The sequence below is a fragment of the Polaribacter haliotis genome (genome assembly GCF_014784055.1).
GTDB classification, from domain to species: domain Bacteria; phylum Bacteroidota; class Bacteroidia; order Flavobacteriales; family Flavobacteriaceae; genus Polaribacter; species Polaribacter haliotis.
Genome location: NZ_CP061813.1, coordinates 2,348,857 through 2,370,195, shown reverse-complemented (window position 1 = coordinate 2,370,195; position 21,339 = coordinate 2,348,857). Strand labels below are relative to the sequence as shown.

Genomic DNA, 21,339 nt, shown 5'->3' with positions numbered 1-21,339 from the left:
AGAAAAAAGAAAAAAGAGAAAGCCTCTCACCTCAATCCTCTCTCCAAAAGAGAAAGGACGTTTAGCCTGTACTTTTTTATCACTTTTTTGAAAATTGATATTTATATTTCTTGTTTTCAACTTTTAATTTTTCTTTATTTTGATTCTTTTCAATTTTATTTCACACACTTTTCAATTGAGTGTTTCTTCCCTTTGGGAAGATTAAGAAGGGCTTCTTTACCTCCCTTTATGTTTAAAATAACCTAGTAATTTTTTTACATAACTCTCATCCACTCTTGTGCTAATTGTACCAGCACCACTTCTTTTAAAAGTATTTATATAGTAATCTTGCAAGCGTAAAGCATTTGCTTTGTAACTTGTTCTTGTTGATTTTGATGCTGTGTTTATCAACTGCACATTCCCAGTTTCTGCATCTAACATGGGTACCATTCCTAAATTCGGAATTTCTTCATCATGTTTATCAAAAACACGAATTCCTGTTAAATCGTGTTTTTTAGCGGCAATTTTTATAGTTTTTTCATAATCATCGTCCATAAAATCTGATAACATAAAAACAATCGCTCTCTTTTTCATTACACTTGATAAAAATTTCAAGGCAACAGAAATATTCGTTTTTTTACTTTTAGGTTTGAATTCAATTAATTCTCTAATAATTCTTAAAACGTGACTTTTCCCTTTTTTAGGAGGAATATAAAGTTCTATATCATCAGAAAATAGAATTAAACCCACTTTATCGTTATTTTGAGTAGCAGAAAAAGCCAATGTTGCAGCAATTTCTGTAATCGTATCTTTTTTAAACTGTGTTGATGTTCCAAAAGATTCCGAGCCAGAAATATCTACCATTAATAGCATGGTTAATTCGCGTTCTTCTTCGAAAACTTTAATATAAGGTTCGTTATAACGTGCAGTAACATTCCAATCGATGGCTCTAACATCGTCGCCAAATTGGTATTGTCTTACTTCAGAAAAAGTCATACCACGTCCTTTGAATGATGAATGATATTCACCTCCAAAAATATGATCAGACAAACGACGTGTCTTAATCTCTATTTTACGAACTTTTTTTAGTATTTCTTTAGTATCCATTTTTTTAAGTAGGCAGTCTTCAGTTTGCAGTCTTCAGTCAATAGTTTATAGTGAAAGGATTTAGTAAAATTAGAATTTAGTAAGCGACTGCCTACTGCCTACTAATTTTACTGCCAACTCTTCTTTATGGTACTTCAACTTCATTAATAATCGAGTTAATAATATCTACAGATGTTACATTTTCTGCTTCAGCTTCGTAGGTAATTCCTATTCTGTGACGTAAAACATCGCCAACAACAGCTCTAACATCTTCTGGAATTACATATCCTCTTCTTTTAATAAAGGCATAACATTTCGCCGCTTTTGCTAAGTTGATACTTCCACGAGGCGAAGCTCCAAAACTTATTAAATCTTTTAATTGTGGTAAGTTGTATTTTTCTGGATAACGAGTTGCAAAAATAATATCGAGAATATATTTTTCGATTTTCTCGTCCATATAAACTTCGTTTACAACTTCTCTTGCTTTTAAAATTTGCTCTGTAGAAATAACTGGGTTTACTGTTGAATAATCTCCAGTTAAATTCTGACGCATAATAATTTGCTCGTCTTGTAATTTAGGGTAATCAATTACTACCTTCAACATAAAACGATCGACTTGTGCTTCTGGTAAAGGATATGTACCTTCTTGTTCTACAGGGTTTTGAGTTGCCATTACTAAAAATGGTTCTTCTAATTTAAAAGTAGTATCTCCAATAGTAACTTGGCGTTCTTGCATCGCTTCTAATAAAGCAGATTGTACTTTTGCAGGCGCTCTGTTAATCTCATCTGCCAATACAAAATTTGCAAAAATAGGTCCTTTTTTAATTTCGAAACTATTCTGTTTCATGTTGTAAATCATGGTTCCAACAACATCTGCAGGTAATAAATCTGGTGTAAATTGTACTCTACTAAAACTTGCCTGAACTGCTTTAGATAATGTATTAATTGCTAAGGTTTTTGCCAAACCAGGAACCCCTTCTAAAAGAATATGTCCATTTCCAAGCAAACCAATTAACAAACTTTCTATCATTTGTTTTTGCCCAACAATTACTTTATTCATCTCTAAAGTAAGAATGTCTATAAAGGCACTTTCTCTTTCAATTTTCTCGTTAATAGCTCTTACATCTACATCCATTGTATTGTGTATTAGGTGTTAATTTTTTTAATGCAAACAAAGCTACAATTTTAACAAAATTATTTTGTTAAAACAAGGTTAAAGGTTTAAATGAAAATAGCGTATTTAACGTTGCATTTAGTTAAACTCTGTTAATTTGAAGTCAGTACCATTAAAAGTGCCAAAAGTGTAGTATTTAATCCAGTCTCCAAGATTAATATATTGGCTGTTTTCTTGCAATTTTATTTCTAAAGGAAGGTGTCTATGTCCGAAAATAAAATAATCGAAATGTTGTTCTGTCAGTTTTTTCTTGCAATATAAAACCAACCATTCGTTTTCTTCGCCTAAAAACTTAGCATCTTCATCACCAGAAATCATTTTGTTTTTTACGGACATATATTGCCCTAATTTAACTCCCAAATCTGGGTGCAACCATCTAAACATCCATTTGAATAACGGAAATGTAAAGACTTTTTTCATACGTTTATACCCTTTGTCTCCAGGGCCTAAACCATCTCCATGACCAATTAAAAACTTTTTATTATTGATGAGAAATTCTTGTGGAGAATGATACACAGGAATGTTTAGTTCTTTCTCGAAATAATCGTTCATCCATAAATCGTGATTTCCCACAAAAAAATAAATAGGAATTCCACTATCTTTTATTTCTGCTAATTTCCCTAAAACTCTAACAAATCCTTTTGGAATTACGGTTTTATATTCGAACCAAAAATCGAATAAATCGCCCAGTAAAAATATAGCTTCTGCATCTTTTTTAACTTCATCTAACCAAGCCACAAACTTTTTTTCTCTTGGAAAACTGGTTTCTTGAGTAGGCGCACCTAAATGTTGGTCGGAAGCAAAATAGACTTTTTTGTCTGTAGAAGTTGATATTTTAATCATTGGTACAAAGAAACGTTATTCCTCTTTACTTTCCAACTCCAACACTTTTTGAAGCATTTTATCTTCTTCGTGAATAATTCTGTAGAAACCAACATCGCCAAAAAGTACATTTGCAATCGATGCTTTTAAATATCTTTGAATGCTCTGTTTTGTTTTAAATGAAGGTGTAACCTTGTCTTTAATCGAACCTAAATAAGAATCGAAAACTGCATCATCTTTATCAAAATCGTCAACAAAAGAATCTACTTTCCATTTTTCTAACTTTTTACGATTATTATCTACATAATCGAAAGCAAAATCGTTAATCGTATTAAAATAAAAACTCGACATATAAGAAGTGGTATCTATTGCTACAAAAACATCTGGAATAATTCCTCCTCCACCATAAACAAGTTTTCCTTTTGGAGTGGTGTATTTTAAAGAATCTACTACTTTTATACTGTCTTTACTTAACAATTCTCCACTTGTAATTCTTTTTTGATAATCTTTATAATAGTTTTTATTGCCTTCGTGATCGTAAGGTTTTTGAATAGAACGACCTGTTGGAGTAAAATAACGAGCTGTTGTTAGACGAACTGCAGAACCATCGCCCAAATCCATTTCTATTTGTACCAAACCTTTTCCAAAAGATCTACGTCCAATAATGGTACCTTTATCATTATCTTGTAAAGCACCTGCTACAATTTCGGAAGCGGATGCTGTGTTTTCATTTATCAAAATATATAAACCACCTTTTTCGAAATCTCCTTTTGAAGTTGCAAAAGACTCGTCAATTTGACCTTTATTGTTTTTTGTAAAAACAATTAATTTATCATCTTCTAAAAATTCATCAATAATTTGATTGGCAATGTCTATAAAGCCACCACCATTATCACGAAGATCTAAAACCAAATCTGTCATTCCATCGTCCATTAAATTGTCTAAAGACGCTTTAAATTCGGAATAGGTATTTCTGGCAAAACGATCTAACTTTATATAACCGATAGAATCGTTAATCATGTAGGCTAAATCGACGCTTTTTATATTTACTTTTCCGCGAGTTACATCAACCGTAAAAAGAGAATCGTTGCTTTTTCTATAAATTTGAAGCGCTACTTTTGTATCTGGTTTTCCTTTTAGGTATCTTGGAATGGAACCACTTAAAATTGTTTTTCCATATAAAGTATCTTTGTTTGCCATTAAAATTCTGTCTCCAGCTTTAATACCCATTTTTATACTTGGTCCGCCTTTTATTGGTTGAATTACAGTAATTGTGTCGGCAATCATTCTAAATTGAACGCCAATTCCAACAAAATTACCTTGCATACTTTCTTTTACAGATTGCAAATTTTCTTTAGGAATATATACAGAATGCGGATCTAATTTACCTAACATTTGTGTAATTGCGCCATCTAAAAGACTTTCTGTATTAACAGTATCTACATAATCTCTTTCAATAAAATTGATAAGTTTTTTTATCTTTTTTTCGGATGCAGTATTTTTTCCAAAAGACAACATTTCTGGTGAATTTCCACCAAAAGACATTCCAATTAAAATACCGAAAACTACTGCAATTGCTAAATAAAGAGGAAGTTTATTCTTATTCATAAGGTAAATGCATTAGTTGAACGCCTGCTTTTTCTAAAAATTTTATACCAGAATCGTCTTTGTAAGAAGCTGCATATACAACGCGTTTTATTCCTGCTTGATGTATGAGTTTACTACATTGTGTGCAAGGTGATAATGTAATATATAATGTGGCATTTTTGGCAGATTGTGTAGAAGATGCAACTTTTAAAATGGCGTTTGCCTCTGCATGTAAAACTTCCCATTTTGTAACTCCGTTTTCGTCTTCGCAACAATTATCGAAACCAGTTGGAGTTCCGTTAAAACCATCGGAAATTATCATTCTATCTTTTACAATTAAAGCACCTACTTGTTTGCGTTCGCAATGAGAAAGTTTGCCCCATTCAAATGCCATTTTTAAATAGGCTTTATCGTATTTTAATTGTTTTTTCTCTGTCATAATCTACGAATGTAAAAAGATTAATAGAATTGAAACGTTAATAATTAGACAATTTTTCTACCAAAATACACGATCTAACATCATTTGTATTGCAAAACCAATTACGATGGAGGAGCAAACCAAAATCCAATCTCTTCTGGTTACTCTAAAAAAGTTTTGAAGAATGGTACCAACAATTAAAATTCCTAACACAATAATTATCTGTGCCGCTTCAATTCCTAAAGCAAATTCTACTAATGGAAATAGTTTATCTTCTTCTTTACCAACCATCATTTTAAAATAATTAGAAAAACCTAAACCATGGATTAATCCAAATAATAAGGCAAAAACTAAGTTTGTATTTTCTTTTCCTAAAGAAGATTTTTTGGCTGTCATTACATTAATAACACCCGTAATAAAAATGGTTAATGGAATTAAAAATTCAATTAAAGCCATTTTTATATTTACAATTCCGTAAGCAGATAAAGCCAAAGTTATTGAATGTCCAAGAGTAAAAAGGGTAACCAACCACAACACTTTTTTAAATTGATTAAAGCTGAAAACAACTGCTAACACAACCAAAAATAAAATATGATCGTAAGCACTAAAGTCTAATACGTGGTAAAGACCCATTTTGAAGTAGAGAATAAAATCTTCCATTTTTTCTTATAAATTTTAGAGGATTCCAAATATATAAAAAGAAAAAATGCTGACAATATTTGTTTTATTGAATTTAGTGTTTTTATTTTTATTTGTTCTAAATAAGAATTATATTTGCACTTTAATTAATAAGAATGATTGTTTTTTATACTTCAGAAAAACCGACAATAACGTTATCGAACACAAGTGTTTGTGATAGTATTTGTTCTTCTAATTGCTTAACTCCAAAAAGTAAGTGCTGTAATAAGTACAAGAAAAAAGGCATCAATTGTAAAAGATGCCCTAATATATTGTTGCAAGTGGCTTCGTAAATTTATTTTATGTTTTTTAAAGTTTTAAATAGAAGGTTTTATTTAAAACTTTTATTAATTTAGATGCTTAAATTTTTAAGGTATGAATACTAAGTTAATACCAAACTTTGGTTATCTATTTGAAGAAAAACTTATAGAAGAAGTTCAAAATGTAGGTATCTCAAAATCTTTTAAGGAACATACTATAATTATTGAAATTGGCGATTATATAAAATCGATGCCTTTACTTTTATCAGGAGCAATTAAAATTCTTCGAGAAGATGAAAATGGTGAAGAATTGGTACTTTATTATTTAGAGAAAGGAGATACTTGTGCCATGACTTTATCTTGTTGTATGGGGCAAACTAAAAGTAAAATTAGAGCGGTTGCAGAAACAGATGTAGAATTAATAATGTTACCTAAAGAGAAGATGACAGCTTGGTTAAGCAAATACACTTCTTGGCAATCTTTTATTCTACAAAGCTACCATAATAGAGTAGAAGAGCTTTTAACTGCTGTAGACACAATTGCTTTCCTTAAAATGGACGAACGTATTTTTAAATACCTTAAAGATAAAGCAATGGTTAACCAAAATGACCATCTTACTGTAACACACAAAGAAATTTCTGAAGATTTACATACCTCAAGAGTAGTTGTTTCTAGATTACTTAAAAAGTTAGAAAACGAGCGTAAAATAAAATTGTTTAGAAACAGTATACATGTTTTAGAACTGTAACTTAAGTTACCAAAATCACAAATCACAGAAAATACGTTTTCTAAAATTAAAGAACTATATCCAAATGATAAAGCTTTTGGATATGATAATAACGAAATAAGAGGAATCTGGAACGTTTCCTTTAGTAAATAATTTTTTCAGGCATGAGTAAATTTTCAGAAATAATTAATCAAGAAAAACCAGTTTTAGTAGATTTTTTTGCTGAATGGTGTGGACCTTGTCAAACAATGAGCCCTATTTTAAAACAAGTTAAAGATGAATTAGGCGAAAAAGTTTTTATAATTAAGATAGATGTAGATAAAAACAAACTTTTAGCATCAAAATTTAAAGTACAAGGAGTACCAACATTAATTCTGTATAAAGCAGGTAAACAAGTTTGGCGACAATCTGGCTTGGTACAAAAAAGAGATTTGATACAAACAATTAATAATATTAGTTAGTTATATAGCTTCTGAATTAAATTTCAGGTGCTTTTTTATTTTATAAAAGTAAGTTAGTGAAATGAATTTATCAGAAGATTTTTGGAGTAATAAATATAAAACAGATAAAATTGGTTGGGATTTAGGTGAAGTTTCTCCACCGTTAAAAACATATTTCGATCAATTAGAAAACAAAGAAATTAAAATCTTAATTCCTGGTGGAGGTAATTCTTACGAAGCAGAATATTTATTCAATAAAGGGTTTAAAAATGTTTATGTGGTAGATATAGCAAAATCACCACTTGACAATATTAAAAAAAGAATACCTAATTTTCCAGAAGCTCAATTAATACATGCTAATTTTTTCGAAATTGAAGAAACGTTCGATTTAGTAATTGAACAAACTTTTTTCTGTGCTATTAACCCAGATTTAAGACAAAAATACGCTGCTAAAATGGCATCTGTTTTAAAAGAAAAAGGTAAATTAGTTGGGCTAATGTTCGACGCTGTTTTAAATGAAGATCATCCACCTTTTGGAGGAAATAAAGTAGAATATTTAACTTATTTCGAGCCTTATTTTAATTCGATTTCTATGGAACCTTGTTACAATTCTTATCCTAATAGACAAGGAATGGAAATGTTTGTGAAAATGGAGAAATCTTAAAAAGTTTAATTTTTTAAATTCTATTTATATCTTAATTTTTCACGTAATTATTGCAGTTATTTTGTAATAAATGTTACACGCTATTTCTTATACATTCCTTATTTTTATAGTCTAAAAAGAACTTATGGAAGACATGATCTTTTACGATAGATTGCAATTCGCATTTACTATCACTTTTCATTATATATTCCCGCAATTAACAATGGGTTTATCTTTAATAATTGTTTTTTTAAAGTGGAAATATTTAAGAAGCAATGTTGAAAAATATAATAATGCTGCAAAATTTTTAATGAAAATTTTTGCAATCAATTTTACAATGGGTGTTGTTACAGGTATTCCAATGGAATTTCAGTTTGGTACCAATTGGGCAAAGTTTTCGGAATTAACAGGAGGTATTATTGGGCAAACTTTAGCCATGGAGGGTATGTTTTCTTTCTTTTTAGAATCGTCTTTTTTAGCACTCTTTATTTTTGGTGAAAAATTAATGGGTCAAAAATTACACTTCATAACTGGGTTTTTAGTGTTTTTAGGTTCTTGGGCAAGTGGTTGGTTTATTTTAGCTACCAATGCTTGGATGCAACATCCTGTTGGTTATGAAATTTTAGAAAACGGAAAATTTGTGCTTAATAATTTTGGAGCATTATTTTCTAATCCTTGGTTATTGCCTGCTTTTTTACACAATCAAATGGCATCTGTTGTAACATCTTCTTTTGTTGTAGCAGCAATTGGTGCTTTTTATGTTTTAAGAAATAAACAAGTAGAATATGGAAAACTATTTTTAAAAATAGGAGTAATTTTTGGATTAGTTTCCAGTCTTTTAGTAGCTTTTCCAACAGGAGATTGGAATGCTAAAAATGTGGCAAAATATCAACCAGCTGCTTTTGCTGCTATGGAAGGAATTTTTGAAACAGAACATGCTGGCGCAGAAATAGTATTAATTGGACAGCCAAATATGGTCGAAAAAAAATTAGACAATAAAATTGCTGTTCCTAATATTTTAAGTTTTTTAACCTACCAAGAATGGGATAAGCAAATTATTGGTATGGATAAATTTAAAGAAGAAGAGTTGCCAGATAATGTACCAGCATTGTATTATTCTTATCATATAATGGTTGGATTAGGAACTATTTTTATAGGGGTAATGTTATTAGCATTTTTCTTTTTATGGCGAAGAAAATTATACAATTTAAAACCATTATTATGGACAATTATGTTCCTTGTTCCTTTTCCATATATAGCCAATATTACTGGTTGGTATACAGTAGAATTGGGTAGACAGCCATATTTAGTTTATGGTTTATTAAAAACAAGCGATGGTATTTCGCCAACAGTTTCCTCTGGTAATACCTTATTTACCTTACTTGGTTTTGTTGCTTTATATATGTTATTAGGCTTGTTGTTTTTAGTATTAGTAGGCAAAACAATTAATGAAGGTCCAAATTCTAAAACACATTAAATTATGGAAATATTTTGGTTTATAGCAATCGCAATTGTTTTAGTAATGTTTTTTATTTTGGATGGTTATGATTTTGGTGCAGGAATCATCCATTTATTTTTTGCGAAGAAAGAAAAAGACAAAGAAGTAATTACAAAATCGGCAGGTTTATTTTGGGATTCTAATGAAGTTTGGTTAGTTGCTGCAGGAGGAATGCTTTTTATGGCCTTTCCTACATTTTATGCTTCCGTATTTAGTGGTTTTTACTTGCCTTTAATAATCGTTTTGTGGTTAATTATTTTTAGAGCTATTGGTTTAGAATTTAGAGGACAATTTAAATACCGAATGTGGAAAGATATTTGGGATAAATCTTTTGGAGTTTCTAGTTTATTATTAGCCTTGTTTTTTGGTATTGCTTTGGGTAATATTGTTAGAGGTGTAAATTTAGGTATTGTAAAAACGGGAGTTTCTGCGCACGAACCACATTATTTTTTCTTACCATTATGGGATAGCAGTTTTAGCCCCTTGAGCCAAAACCCAGGAATAATAGATTGGTTTACCATTATTATAGGCTTAATTTCTGTAGTTACTTTAGCAATTCACGGAGCCAATTGGATCATTTTAAAAACAAATGCATCCATAAATAATAAACTTAAAAGTGTCATTTTTAAGCTGAATATTTTATTGACTTTACTTACTATATTTTCTATAGTTGTATGGCAAATTGTAAATCCAAATTCATTAGATAATTTTATTAATAAACCTTATTTATTAGTGTTTCCTCTAATTTATTTTACAGGTTTATTAGGTACATTTTTTATTAGAAGAATACAAAAAGATAGTCATGCTTTTTTGTTATCATCTTTATTAATTTTAGGAGGAATCACTTCATCTTTGGCATCGTTATTTCCAGTGTTATTGCCATCAATCAACAATGTAAATCCTTCTTTAACAATTTACAATACCACAACATCAGAGTATGGTTTATCTGTTGCTTTGGTTTGGGGAATTATTGGTTTTATTTTACTTTTTGGGTACATGATTATCCAAAAAAGGTTATTGAAAGGTAAAATTGATAAAATGGATTATGGACATTAATGATAAGATATTATTATGACACAAACTCTCATTTCTTTAATTAGTATTTTATTAGGAATAATAGGCGCAAATTTAATAGGCTTTATAGTTAAAAAATATTCATTTGGTCTAGTTGGTAACACAATTTCGGGAGTTTTTGGAAGTATTTTTGTTATTAAATCTTTTGGGCGATTTGGTTTTAGTCCTGCATATATAATAGAAAACGGAATATTTGATGTTGGTTTATTGATTATAAATTGTGTTCTTTCATTTTTAGGAGGAATTTTAGGACTACTTCTCATTAAAATAATAGATTTAAAAATGAATAAAAAAGCAGCTAATTAGCTGCTTTTTTATGGTCTTATTTTACACATACTTTCTACTTTTCATGTAACATAGGTTACACTTAACTATTTATTCTACGCTTACTTTTGTGGTAGATAACAGAATAAATATATGAGAAACACAATAACTATACTTTTTTTCTTTTTTGGAATAATGTATTTACAATCTCAAGAGGTAAAATCAATTTCAAAATCAGAAGTTCTAATTAGAGTTTCTGAAAAAAATATGACAATAAAGATTTCTGAAGAAGAATTTAATGCCGCTAAAGGAGATTTTAAACAGACAAAAGCCATCTTTTTACCAAACATTACAGCAAGTCACACAGGTATTTCAACAACAAATCCGTTAATGGCTTTTGGTGCTAAACTGAATCAAGGCATCTTAACGCAAGCCGATTTTAATCCTGCTTTGTTAAACAATCCTGCACAAACTCAAAATTTTGCAACCAAGATAGAAATACAACAACCGCTTATAAATTTAGATGGTTTTTATCAACGTAAAGCAGCAAAATCTAAAATGAATGCGATGTCTTTACAATCAGAAAGAACCCAAGATTATCTGACTTTTGAAGCCGAAAAATCTTTTATGCAATTGCAATTAGCGTATAAAGGAGTTGCAGTTTTAGAGAAGGTTTTGGCTACTGCAAATGAGAATAAGAAAATGGCAGACAATAGTTTTAAACAAGGTTTATTGCAACGAGCAGATGTTTTAAATGTTGAAGTAAGAGTTACCGAAGTTAAAAATCAATTGCAAACCGCTAAAAGTAACGTGCAAAACGCGTCCAATTACCTGTCTTTTTTAATGAATGATAAAAGTTATGTGATATACAAACCAACAGATAGTTTGTCTGTTATTCCTATGAATATTGATGATAAAATAATTTCTGAAAACAGAGCAGATATTAAGGCAATGCAATTGGCAACAAATGCCTATGAAGCAATGAATAAAGCAGATAAAATGGCTTTTTTACCAACATTAAATGCCTTTGGAAGTTACGAAATGTACGACAACAAAGTTTTTCAAGGAAATGCAAATGGGTATTTGATTGGAGCTCAATTAAGTTGGGATATTTTTAAAGGTTCTAAACGTTTTGGTAAAACTCAAAAAAGTAAGGCAGAATTAGAAAAATCGAAGTTGGAGTATAACCAATATGTGTCTAAAAGTAATTTAGAATTAAATAAAGTAAAGCGTCAGTTAGTAGATGCAAAAAACAGGTTAGTACTTACAACTTTAGCTTTAGAACAATCTGAAGAATCTTTAAGAATAATTAAAAATAGGTTTAAAGAAGGTTTAGAAAAAACAAGCGATTTATTATTAGCAGAAACTAAATACGCCCAAAAGCAATTAGAATATTATCAAACCATTTTCGAATATAATTACACACAAAAGTATTTAGAATTCTTAACAAAAAAATAAATAGAAATGAAAAAAATATATACAGCATTAACACTTTCTTTCACCATTTTATTGGCAAGTTGTGGTAGAGAAGAAAAGAAAGTAATCGCAGATAATTCTCCAGCAATTAATGTAAAAGTTCAAAAAGTTGAAGCGAATACGAACAGTCCTTTTTTGTCTGTAAGTGGAAAAATTCAAGCTGAAAATAGTGCAGATTTAAGTACAAGAATGATGGGTTATGTTAACAAAGTTCACGTAAATGTTGGCGATAAAGTTAAAAAAGGACAATTGTTAGTTTCTATAAATAATACAGATTTACAAGCAAAAAAAGGACAAGTAAATGCAGGAATTACAGAAGCTAAAACCGCTTTTAATAATGCAAGTAAAAATTACAATCGTTTTAAAAATTTGTTTAAAAGTAAAAGCATTTCTCAAAAAGAAATGGACGATATGACTGCAAATTACGAAATGGCAAAAGCGCGTTTGGAATCTGCAAATCAAATGAAAAACGAAATTAATGCACAGTTTGCTTACAGTAATATTACTGCACCTTTTAGCGGAACAGTAACTAGTAAAAATGTAGAAGCTGGTAATATGGCAAATCCTGGAACCCCTTTAATTAGTATAGAAACTCCAGGAAATTTTGAAGTAATGACTATGGTTCCAGAAACTGAAATTTCTCAAATTAAAAATGGAACTACAGTTGATGTTTTGGTAAAATCTATCAACAAAAATATCAAAGGAAAAGTAGTTGAAGTAAGCAGTTCTGCAAAAAATACTGGCGGACAATATTTAGTAAAAATTAATTTAGATAAAACTGATGCGAATATTTTATCAGGAATGTTTACAACAGTTCAGTTTCCTGTGGAAAGGAAAACAATATCAGAAATGGTTTTAATTCCTATAGAAGCTCTTGTAAAAAACGGACAATTATCTGGTGTTTATACAGTAAGTGAAAGTAATAAAGCTTTATTACATTGGTTGCGTTTAGGTAGAACTTATGGAAATGAAGTTGAGGTTTTATCTGGCTTATCGTCAAACGAAACATATATAATTTCTGCTGATAGGAAATTATTTAATGGAGCTAAAATAAGTATTCAGTAAGCAGTAGCAGTTTTCAGTCACAGTAAACAGAAAAAAAACAGTTTCCTCTTTAGAGAACTAAAGTAGCTAATAATATTAATTAAAAAATCACCCATAAAAGTTTTTCCCCTTTGGGGAAATTAAAAGGGGCTTATTATGAAAGAAGGTATCGCAGGAAAAATTGCCAAAGTCTTTATGCAATCGAAATTAACAGTGTTGTTAATGATTGTATTTATGGTTGTTGGTGTGTATAGTTCATATTTAATTCCACGTGAAGAAGAGCCACAAATAGATGTGCCAATGGCAGATATTTTTGTGGGTTATCCAGGTGCAAGTCCTACAGAAGTAGAATCGCGCGTTATAAAACCTTTAGAACAATTAATTTCGAACATTAAAGGTGTAGAATATGTGTATTCTACTGCTATGAATGAGAAAGCAATGGTAATTGTTCAGTTTTATGTGGGCGAAGATATAGAGCGTTCGTTTGTAAAATTGTACAACGAAATTAACAAACATATGGACCAAATGCCAAAAGGAGTTACGTTTCCTTTGGTAAAAACGCGTGCTATTGACGATGTGCCAATGTTGGGTTTAACGTTATGGAGTGAAAACTATAACGATTACCAATTAAGCCAAATGGCGCAAGAATTAGAAACAGAAATTAAGAAAGTAAATGATGTTTCTATTACACATAAAATTGGTGGAAGAAACAGACAATTACGTGTTGTTTTAGATAAAGACAAATTAGCTGCAAGTGGTTTAGATTTCTTGTCGGTTTCTGAAATGATAAAAGCCAATAACACTCAATTAAGCTCAGGAAGTTTCGATAAAAATGACACTGAATTTTTAGTGAAAACAGGTAAGTTTTTAGCTTCTGCAATAGATGTGGAGAATTTGGTGGTTGGTGTACAACAAAATCAGCCAATATATTTAAAGCAAATTGCAACGATTATTGATGGGCCAGAAGTGCCACAAAATTATGTGTCTTTAGGTTTTGGAAAGGCAAGTGATAAATCTTCAACATATAAATCTGAATATCCTGCAGTTACCATTTCTGTGGCCAAAAGAAAAGGAGCAGATGCAATGAAAATTGCCGAAGTTGTAATTGATAAAGTTCATCATTTAAGAACCACTTTAATTCCTGATGATGTACATGTAGAAATTACCAGAAATTATGGAGAAACAGCTTCTCATAAAGTATCTGAATTGTTGTTACACCTTATGGGTTCTATAGTTGCTGTAACTTTAGTAGTTATGTTGGCAATGGGTTGGCGAGGTGGATTAGTGGTGTTCTTATCTGTCCCAATTACGTTCGCATTAACGTTGTTAAGTTACTATTTAATGGATTATACTTTGAATAGAATTACACTTTTTGCATTGGTTTTTGTAACAGGAATTGTGGTGGATGATTCCATAATTATTGCAGAAAATATGCACCGACATTTTAAAATGAAACGACTGCCTTTTAAACAAGCGGCTTTGTATGCTATAAATGAAGTTGGAAACCCAACCATTTTAGCAACATTTACAGTAATTGCTTCTGTTTTACCAATGGCTTTTGTATCTGGTTTAATGGGGCCTTATATGGCGCCAATGCCAATTGGAGCTTCAATTGCAATGATTTTATCATTATTTGTAGCCTTAACAATTACACCTTATTTAGGGTTGATTTTCTTAAGAGAAAAAGACAAAAAAGGACAACCAGAAAAAGTTGAAAAGCCTTTAGAAGAAACATTTATTTATAGAGTTTACAATAAGTTTGAAAGACCTTTATTAGAAAGTAAAGCAAAACGTTGGTTGTTTTTAGGAGGAACATTTTTAGTACTAATGGGAACAATGGTGTTGTTTTTTACCAATTCTGTTGCTGTAAAAATGTTGCCTTTTGATAATAAAAATGAGTTTCAGGTGGTAATTGATATGCCAGAAGGAACCACGTTAGAAAGAACAGCAGTGGTTACGCAAGAAATTGCGCAATATTTGGCTACTAGACCAGAAGTGGTGAATTATCAAAATTATGTAGGAACTTCTGCACCGATTACTTTTAATGGATTGGTGCGTCATTACGATTTACGTGGAGGATCTAATATGGCAGATATTCAAGTGAATTTGGTTGATAAAGGCGAAAGAAGTATTCAAAGTCACGGAATTGCAAAATTAATGCGTTCAGATATTCAGAAAATAGCCAAAAAATATAATGCAAATGTAAAGCTGGTGGAAGTTCCCCCAGGACCACCAGTTTTATCTACCATTGTTGCAGAAGTTTATGGACCAGATTATAAAACTCAAATTGATATTGCAAATCAAATTCAAAATATTCTTATAGATACTGATGATGTTGTAGATGTAGATTGGATGGTTGAAAACGACCAAACTGAATATCAATTCGAAATAAATAAAGAAAAAGCAATGTTGTATGGAGTTGCACCACAGCAAATTGCCTACACCATGAATATGGCTTTGTCTAACAATGCAATTACCACATTATATGATGAAGATGCAGTAAACCAAGTTGGATTAGTGTTAAGTTTAGACGAAAAGGAAAAATCTACCATTTCTGATATTTCTCAATTAAAAGTAAAATCGAAGCAAGGAAATATGGTGCCTATTGCAGATTTGGTTACTATTAATGAAATAATTTCAGCAAAAAGTATTTACAGAAAAAACCAGAAAAGAGTGGTGTATGTTATGGCAGATATGGCTGGGGAATTGGAAAGTCCTGCATATGCAATTTTAGGAATGGACAAAAAGTTAAATGAAATAAAACTTCCAGAAGGTTATAAATTGGATGAAATGTATTTAGGTCAGCCAGATTTTGAAGACAATTATACTGTAAAATGGGATGGAGAATGGCAAATTACGTTGGAAGTTTTTAGAGATTTAGGAATTGCCTTTTTAGGAGCATTAATTTTAATTTATATTTTAATTGTTGGTTGGTTTCAAAATTTTAAAGCACCAATAGTAATGATGGTTGCAGTGCCTTTATCATTAATAGGAATTATTTTAGGACATTGGATTATGGGTGCGTTTTTTACAGCAACTTCATTTATTGGAATGATTGCCTTGGCAGGAATTATGGTAAGAAACTCGGTATTATTAATTGACTTTATCAACTTAAGATTAGAAGAAGGAGTTCCTTTAAAACAAGCAGCAATAGAAGCAGGAGCAGTAAGAACAACGCCAATTTTATTAACTGCAGGAACTGTAGTTATTGGAGCTTTTGTAATTCTATTTGATCCTATTTTTCAAGGATTGGCAATCTCATTAATGGGAGGAACAATTGTATCAACTGTATTAACATTGTTGGTGGTCCCGCTTGTTTATTATATGATTGAAAAGAAGAATTATAAATAGTTCTCGACTGCGTTCGAACGGACATTAAAATAAAAGATATGAAATTAGTAATTGTAACATCTGTAGAAGCGTTTCAAAAAGATGTTTTAAAAATATTTAAGAAAGCAAATATTGAAAACTTAAGTGCTACCGAAATAAAGGGATTTAAAAATATTCCTTCAGAAATTTCCTCTAACTGGTTTTCGGCTGGAAAAAGTGCTAATGAATCAACGATGTTTTTTTCTTTTACAGATGATAAACATATTGATGATTTATTTAATTTAATGCAAGAATTTAATAATAATTTAGAAACAAACAATCCATTAAAAACTGTTGTTGTTCCTATAGAAAAATCTTTATAAATTTAAAAAATAATAGAAAATGTTAAATAAATATTTTAGAGTAATCGTTGGTGTAATGGTTTTGTTAAGCGTTGTTTTAACATATTATGTAAGTCAAAATTGGATGTGGTTTACCGTATTTATTGGTGTAAATTTAATTCAGTCTGCATTTACAAAATGGTGTTTGTTAGAAACTATTTTGATAAAATTGGGTGTAGAAAAGTAAATATTTAAATAAGTAAAAAGAAGGCATCAATTGTAAAAGATGCCCAAATATATTGTTGCAAGTGGCTTCGTAATTAATCTAATCTTAATTTTTTGATTGCGAAAGGAGTAATTTTCTCTACAAATTTAGTGTAAGCAAGTTCGGAAGGATGCAAATTATCTTTAGCAACTAAGGCAGTATTTATTAACCCTTGCCTAGTAATATCTGTAATATTTACAAAGGTAATTCCATTGGTAACACAGTATGCTTTTGCAAAAGCATTATATTTATCAATTGCATTGGAAATAGTTTTATCTCCTCTTCCAAAAGGTGTATAGGCATAATCTGGTATGGAAATAACAACTAGTTTAATTGTATTATTATCTACAGCTTTTAGTGCTGTATTTACCAGTTCTGGAAACTCTTTTTCGTAAAGTGAGAAAGGTTTGTTTTGATATTGATTATTTACACCAATTAATAAAGTTACCAAATCGTAATTGTTTGCTATGTATTCCGATTTTATAGCATTTTTTAAATCTGAGGTGGTCCAACCCGTTTTTGCAATAATTTTTAGAGAAAAAGTACTTTTTACTTTAGCAGATATTATAAGTGTATCTACTAATTGTACTGGAAACCTGCATGTTTCACAAACACTTTGTCCAATTGTATAACTGTCTCCTAAAGAAAGTATTTTATAACTGTTAGTTGTGTTTGGTATAACATTATCATCATTTATAATTATTTCTTTATCAACTTCATCTTCGATTTCTAAAACTTGTTCGTTTATACTTCCACAAGAAATAATTGTTAAAAAAAAACTGCAAAAAATAATATAAAATTCTCTTTTCATATAGATTATAGTCTAACATCGAGTAATTTACTTACAAAATATCATCATAATTATTTAAAAGCGCTCAAGCCAGTAACATCTAAGCCAGTAATTAATAAATGAATATCGTGTGTTCCTTCGTAAGTTATAACACTTTCTAAATTCATCATATGACGCATTATGGAATATTCTCCAGTAATTCCCATTCCACCCAACATTTGTCTTGCTTCTCTAGCAATGTGTATTGCCATGTCTACATTGTTTCTTTTTGCCATTGAAATTTGAGCGGAAGTTGCTTTCCCTTCATTTTTTAAATTTCCTAATCGCCAAGCCAATAATTGCGCTTTGGTAATTTCGGTAATCATTTCTGCTAATTTTTTCTGTTGTAATTGAAATTGTCCAATTGGTTTTCCAAACTGTTCACGTTCTTTACAGTAGCGCAAAGCAGTATCGTAACAATCCATTGCAGCACCAATTGCGCCCCAAGCAATTCCATATCTGGCTGAATCTAAACAGCCTAAAGGAGCTCCAAGTCCAGATTTGTTAGGTAACAAATTCTCTTTTGGTACTTTTACATTATCGAAAATTAATTCTCCAGTTGCAGAAGCACGCAAAGACCATTTATTATGTGTTTCTGGAGTAGAGAAACCTTCCATACTACGTTCTACTATTAAACCGTGAATTCTACCTTCTTCATTCTTTGCCCAAACAACTGCAACTTGTGCGAAAGGAGCGTTCGAAATCCACATTTTTGCACCATTTAGTAAATAATGGTCGCCCATATCTTTAAACTTGGTTTCCATTCCAGAAGGATTCGATCCATGGTTTGGTTCTGTTAATCCGAAACAACCCATCCATTCTCCAGAAGCTAATTTTGGTAAGTATTTTTTACGTTGCGCTTCATTTCCATACGTGTAAATAGGATACATTACCAAGGAAGATTGTACAGAAGCAGTAGAACGAACACCAGAATCTCCACGTTCTATTTCTTGCATAATTAAACCGTAAGAAATTTGATCTAAACCAGCACCACCATATTCTTCTGGAATATAAGGTCCAAAAGCACCAATTTCTGCCAAACCACCAATAATTTGAGTTGGGAATTCAGCTTTTTGAGCATATTCTTCAATAATTGGAGAAACATCGCGTTTTACCCAATCACGAGCGGCTTCACGAATTAGTAAATGTTCTTCCGTTAATAAATCATCAATATTGTAATAATCTGGAGCTTGAAATAAATCTGGTTTCATAAAAATGGGTTCTGTAAAATAATAAATTTAAACAAATCTATCAAATATTGTTTAATATTCAACAACTAATAACTAAAATTTATTGACGAATATCATATAAAAATACGCATCTTTTTTAAAGATAGCCTTTAGAAATTGTTAAAAAGTGTTCCTTTTCTATTAAGTTTGTAATAATGAAGTACACTTTAGGAAAAAATGAACGTTTAAAGAGTAGAAAGCTAATAGAAAAACTCTACGAACAAGGTAATTCTGTAAAAGCATTTCCTTTAAGAATGATGTATGTTCAAACAGAACATACTTCCGATTTTCCAGTACAAATGGGTGTTTCTGTAGCAAAAAGAAACTTTAAAAGAGCTGTTGATAGAAATAGAATAAAACGTTTAATGCGTGAAAGCTATAGACTTCAAAAGGAAATCGTGTATGATAATGTAGATAAACCCTATGTTTTTATGATTTCGTATCTTGGGAGAGAAGAATGGAAGTATGAAGATTTATTTCCTAAAATGGAAAAATTACTGCATCTTTTTGTGGAACAAACTAAAAGTAAAGACTTAAAAGAATAAAGATGAAAAAATTCAATTTTAAAAAAAGAACCATTATTATTTTATTGGTTGGAGTCTTGTTTACAACGTACTCTTTCAAATCTAAATTTTTTGAAGTAGCCAAACAAATAGAAATTTATAATACTTTATTTAAGGAGTTGAATATGTATTATGTAGATGAAATAAATCCTGCAGAATTTACGGATAAAGCCATAAAAAACACGTTAAAAGAATTAGATCCTTACACGAATTTTTACAACGAGCAAGATGTAGAAACTGCAAGAATTCGAAGAGCAGGAGAATATGGAGGTATTGGAGTTGCTGTGTATTACACAAAAAAAGGAATTGAAATAAGTGAGATTTATAAAGGATTTTCTGCAGATAAAGCAGATTTAAAAGCGGGAGATGTTATAACTTCTGTAGATGGACAATCTTTAAAAAATATGGATCGTGAACAACTTTCCACTTTCTTAAAAGGAGTTCCAAACAGTAAATTTAAAGTGGAGGTTGAAAGACAAGGACAAATTCTTCAGAAAGAAATCACGAGAGATAAAGTGGTTGTAAATCCAGTTCCGTTTGCAGAAATGATTAACGAAGATACTGGGTATATTACGCTAACTCGTTTTAATGAAAAAGCATCTTCCGAAGTTAAAAAAGCATTCAGAAAATTAGAAAAACAAGGAATGAAAAAACTGGTGTTCGATCTTCGTTCCAACCCTGGAGGTTCTTTACTAGAATCGATTAATATCTGTAATTTCTTTTTACCAAAAGGAAAAACAATTGTAACCACGAAAGCGAAAATCAAAAAGTGGAGTAACACCTATAAAACCACCAACGAACCTTTAGATTTAGAGATTCCTGTAGTGGTTTTAGTCAATGAAAGATCTGCATCTGCATCCGAAATTGTAAGTGGTGCTTTGCAAGATTATGATAGAGCTGTAATTATGGGAAAACGCTCATTTGGTAAAGGGTTGGTGCAACGTTACAGACCTTTAACTTACGGAACACAATTAAAAGTTACCATTTCTAAATATTATACACCAAGTGGAAGATGTATTCAAGAATTGGATTATGCAAATAGAGATAAAAATGGAAAAGTTCCAAAATTTTCCGATCGTGGAGTAAATAAATTCACAACTGAAAACGGAAGAACAGTTTACGATGGAGGTGGAGTTTTACCAGATATTGTTATAAAAACTTCCGATAGAAATGAAGCGACTGACGAGTTATTAAAATCGAAAGCGATTTTCAATTTTGCAACAAAATATTTTTACGAGAATCCAACAATTGGAAATGTAACGGATTTCGATTTTAAAAATAGTGATTTTAATAAGTTTGAAAACTTTTTAAAAGTTGATACTACCTTTCTAACCAAGCAAGAAAGATTATTTAAAAAAGCATATTTGGCTTCAGATAAAAACAGTATTTCTAAAGAATATGAGGATATAAAAGAAAAACTTTTCGATATAAAAGTTAAAGAAATTTCTAAAAATGAAGACATTCTTACAGACATGATAAAAGAAGAAATTTTACAACGTTATTTTTATCGTGAAGGAGTTTACGAACACAAACTAAAAAAAGACGAAACAATTTCTGAAGCTGTAGATTTGTTGAATAATCAAACGAAGTATTCAAAAATATTATCGAGTAATTAATTTTATATTTGCGCTTT

General features: G+C 30.5%; 21 protein-coding genes. 13 read left to right on the top strand and 8 right to left on the bottom strand.

Annotation, left to right across the window (positions count from 1 at the left end; genetic code table 11):
* Positions 1 to 216: 216 nt before the first annotated feature.
* The 6 genes from H9I45_RS10085 to H9I45_RS10060 all read right to left on the bottom strand — a co-directional run bounded on the left by H9I45_RS10085 (position 217) and on the right by H9I45_RS10060 (position 5,726).
* Complete coding sequence (locus H9I45_RS10085; RefSeq protein ID WP_088352380.1) at positions 217 to 1,086, bottom strand: DUF58 domain-containing protein; 870 nt, start codon at positions 1,084 to 1,086, stop codon at positions 217 to 219.
* Between the two features lie 124 nt (positions 1,087 to 1,210).
* On the bottom strand, positions 1,211 to 2,200 hold the full coding sequence (locus tag H9I45_RS10080; protein WP_088352379.1) for an AAA family ATPase: 990 nt from the start codon (positions 2,198 to 2,200) through the stop codon (positions 1,211 to 1,213).
* Between the two features lie 117 nt (positions 2,201 to 2,317).
* Positions 2,318 to 3,082, bottom strand: a complete 765-nt coding sequence (locus H9I45_RS10075) for a UDP-2,3-diacylglucosamine diphosphatase (protein ID WP_088352378.1) — start codon at positions 3,080 to 3,082, stop codon at positions 2,318 to 2,320.
* 15 nt (positions 3,083 to 3,097) lie between these two features.
* Positions 3,098 to 4,669, bottom strand: coding sequence for a S41 family peptidase (locus H9I45_RS10070; RefSeq protein WP_088352377.1), 1,572 nt, complete (start codon positions 4,667 to 4,669; stop codon positions 3,098 to 3,100).
* Entirely contained in the window at positions 4,662 to 5,087 is a 426-nt protein-coding gene (locus H9I45_RS10065) for a deoxycytidylate deaminase (RefSeq protein WP_088352376.1), read from the bottom strand. Before H9I45_RS10065 ends, H9I45_RS10070 begins: the two co-directional genes overlap by 8 nt.
* A gap of 57 nt (positions 5,088 to 5,144) precedes the next feature.
* Positions 5,145 to 5,726 (bottom strand): HupE/UreJ family protein, encoded by a 582-nt coding sequence (locus H9I45_RS10060; protein ID WP_088352375.1) that lies wholly within the window; start codon positions 5,724 to 5,726, stop codon positions 5,145 to 5,147.
* Between the two features lie 393 nt (positions 5,727 to 6,119).
* On the opposite strand from H9I45_RS10060, the gene H9I45_RS10055 reads away from it, so the two are divergent.
* The 11 genes from H9I45_RS10055 to H9I45_RS10005 all read left to right on the top strand — a co-directional run bounded on the left by H9I45_RS10055 (position 6,120) and on the right by H9I45_RS10005 (position 17,067).
* Positions 6,120 to 6,752, top strand: coding sequence for a Crp/Fnr family transcriptional regulator (locus H9I45_RS10055; protein ID WP_088352374.1), 633 nt, complete (start codon positions 6,120 to 6,122; stop codon positions 6,750 to 6,752).
* Positions 6,753 to 6,895: 143 nt separating this feature from the next.
* The gene (trxA, locus tag H9I45_RS10050) at positions 6,896 to 7,192 is read left to right on the top strand and encodes a thioredoxin (RefSeq protein WP_088352373.1); all 297 of its coding nucleotides are present in this window, start codon (positions 6,896 to 6,898) and stop codon (positions 7,190 to 7,192) included.
* A 61-nt stretch (positions 7,193 to 7,253) separates the two neighbouring features.
* Positions 7,254 to 7,835: a methyltransferase domain-containing protein gene (locus H9I45_RS10045; protein WP_088352372.1), complete on the top strand. Its 582-nt coding sequence runs from the start codon at positions 7,254 to 7,256 to the stop codon at positions 7,833 to 7,835.
* Positions 7,836 to 7,959: 124 nt separating this feature from the next.
* Positions 7,960 to 9,291 carry a cytochrome ubiquinol oxidase subunit I gene (locus H9I45_RS10040; protein WP_088352371.1) on the top strand — a complete coding sequence of 444 codons (1,332 nt, stop codon included), beginning with the start codon at positions 7,960 to 7,962 and terminating at the stop codon, positions 9,289 to 9,291.
* Positions 9,292 to 9,294: 3 nt separating this feature from the next.
* Positions 9,295 to 10,368 carry a cytochrome d ubiquinol oxidase subunit II gene (gene cydB, locus H9I45_RS10035; RefSeq protein WP_088352370.1) on the top strand — a complete coding sequence of 358 codons (1,074 nt, stop codon included), beginning with the start codon at positions 9,295 to 9,297 and terminating at the stop codon, positions 10,366 to 10,368.
* A 15-nt stretch (positions 10,369 to 10,383) separates the two neighbouring features.
* Positions 10,384 to 10,692 carry a hypothetical protein gene (locus H9I45_RS10030; RefSeq protein WP_140422712.1) on the top strand — a complete coding sequence of 103 codons (309 nt, stop codon included), beginning with the start codon at positions 10,384 to 10,386 and terminating at the stop codon, positions 10,690 to 10,692.
* A 111-nt stretch (positions 10,693 to 10,803) separates the two neighbouring features.
* Entirely contained in the window at positions 10,804 to 12,108 is a 1,305-nt protein-coding gene (locus H9I45_RS10025; protein ID WP_088352368.1) for a TolC family protein, read from the top strand.
* 6 nt (positions 12,109 to 12,114) lie between these two features.
* Complete coding sequence (locus H9I45_RS10020; protein ID WP_088352367.1) at positions 12,115 to 13,191, top strand: efflux RND transporter periplasmic adaptor subunit; 1,077 nt, start codon at positions 12,115 to 12,117, stop codon at positions 13,189 to 13,191.
* A gap of 135 nt (positions 13,192 to 13,326) precedes the next feature.
* Positions 13,327 to 16,521, top strand: coding sequence for an efflux RND transporter permease subunit (locus tag H9I45_RS10015; protein ID WP_088352366.1), 3,195 nt, complete (start codon positions 13,327 to 13,329; stop codon positions 16,519 to 16,521).
* Between the two features lie 38 nt (positions 16,522 to 16,559).
* Positions 16,560 to 16,862 carry a hypothetical protein gene (locus H9I45_RS10010; RefSeq protein ID WP_088352365.1) on the top strand — a complete coding sequence of 101 codons (303 nt, stop codon included), beginning with the start codon at positions 16,560 to 16,562 and terminating at the stop codon, positions 16,860 to 16,862.
* A gap of 19 nt (positions 16,863 to 16,881) precedes the next feature.
* Entirely contained in the window at positions 16,882 to 17,067 is a 186-nt protein-coding gene (locus H9I45_RS10005) for a YgaP family membrane protein (protein WP_088352364.1), read from the top strand.
* Between the two features lie 73 nt (positions 17,068 to 17,140).
* On the opposite strand, the gene H9I45_RS10000 is transcribed toward H9I45_RS10005, so the two are convergent.
* Both H9I45_RS10000 and H9I45_RS09995 read right to left on the bottom strand, forming a co-directional pair.
* Positions 17,141 to 17,896, bottom strand: coding sequence for an SGNH/GDSL hydrolase family protein (locus tag H9I45_RS10000; RefSeq protein ID WP_088352363.1), 756 nt, complete (start codon positions 17,894 to 17,896; stop codon positions 17,141 to 17,143).
* Between the two features lie 50 nt (positions 17,897 to 17,946).
* The gene (locus tag H9I45_RS09995) at positions 17,947 to 19,125 is read right to left on the bottom strand and encodes an acyl-CoA dehydrogenase family protein (RefSeq protein WP_088352362.1); all 1,179 of its coding nucleotides are present in this window, start codon (positions 19,123 to 19,125) and stop codon (positions 17,947 to 17,949) included.
* A gap of 173 nt (positions 19,126 to 19,298) precedes the next feature.
* Between H9I45_RS09995 and rnpA the strand changes: the two genes are divergently transcribed.
* Together rnpA and H9I45_RS09985 are read left to right on the top strand one after the other, a co-directional pair.
* Positions 19,299 to 19,688, top strand: a complete 390-nt coding sequence (gene rnpA, locus H9I45_RS09990; RefSeq protein ID WP_088352361.1) for a ribonuclease P protein component — start codon at positions 19,299 to 19,301, stop codon at positions 19,686 to 19,688.
* A gap of 2 nt (positions 19,689 to 19,690) precedes the next feature.
* On the top strand, positions 19,691 to 21,322 hold the full coding sequence (locus H9I45_RS09985) for a S41 family peptidase (RefSeq protein ID WP_088352360.1): 1,632 nt from the start codon (positions 19,691 to 19,693) through the stop codon (positions 21,320 to 21,322).
* Positions 21,323 to 21,339: the final 17 nt, after the last annotated feature.